The organism is Weissella cibaria KACC 11862, from assembly GCF_000193635.1.
Taxonomy (GTDB): domain Bacteria; phylum Bacillota; class Bacilli; order Lactobacillales; family Lactobacillaceae; genus Weissella; species Weissella cibaria.
This window is the reverse complement of sequence record NZ_AEKT01000003.1, coordinates 1-946: the sequence shown is the minus strand read 5'-3', so window position 1 is coordinate 946 and position 946 is coordinate 1. Positions and strand designations below refer to the sequence as shown.

Annotated in this window: 1 protein-coding gene; it reads right to left on the bottom strand. The window is 49.0% G+C overall.

Annotated features, from left to right (window positions below):
- Positions 1–946, bottom strand: a 946-nt coding sequence (locus tag ESE_RS0100145) for an iron-containing alcohol dehydrogenase (protein WP_029237409.1), incomplete at both ends; no start/stop codon positions are given.

Below are 946 nucleotides of genomic sequence, written 5' to 3'. Positions count from 1 at the left end.
ATTGAACTTAATGACGTGCTTCATGGCAATTGAGATTGCCAAACCGTGTGGCAAACCGAATTCTCCACCAGTCTTGTGCGCCAAGGCGTGGTTAATTCCCAAGAAGGCGTTCGCGAATGACATACCAGCCAAAGTTGAAGCGTAGTGCATCTTTGAACGGGCTTCTTGACCTTCCTTTGATGGGTGGGCTGGGTCGTACTTGTATGACGTCTCCAAGTTATCAAAGATCAACTTGATGGCTTGCAACGCCCATGGACGAGTGAATTCTGAGGCCATTACTGAAACGTATGACTCCAAAGCGTGTGACAAAGCATCCAAACCTGAGAAGGCAACCGTGCGCTTTGGCACCGTCATCACGAACTCTGGGTCCACGATAGCCACTTGTGGTGTCAACTCGTAGTCAGCCAATGGGTACTTCACGTGCGTCTCATCGTCCGTGATAACCGCGAATGGCGTTACTTCTGAACCAGTTCCTGACGTCGTTGGGATGGCAACCATTTGCGTCAAGTGTTGGTGATCAAACTTCACGATACGCTTGCGGATATCCATGAACTTTTGTGCCAACTCGCCGAACAATTCCTTCAAAGCAGCATCGTCGTTCAAGATGCCTTCGTGACCTTCTTCAGCTGAGTACTCGTACAAGAAGCGGGCAATCTTACCAGCGTCAAGCGCTGAACCACCACCGATCAAGACAACAGTATCTGGTTGGAATTCAGCCATTTGACGGGCAATATCGATAGCTTGACCAATTGTTGGGTCTGGTTGAACAGAACCGTAGATTGATGTCTTTACTTGGTCCGCACGGAGTGCGAATTGATCCAAAATCTTGTCGACGAAGCCGAACTTGACCATACCTGGGTCGGCCACGATAAACGCGCGGTCGATGTTTGGCAATTCTTGTAGGTACGTAATGGCGTTTGACTCGTAATAGATGTCCTTTGGCAAA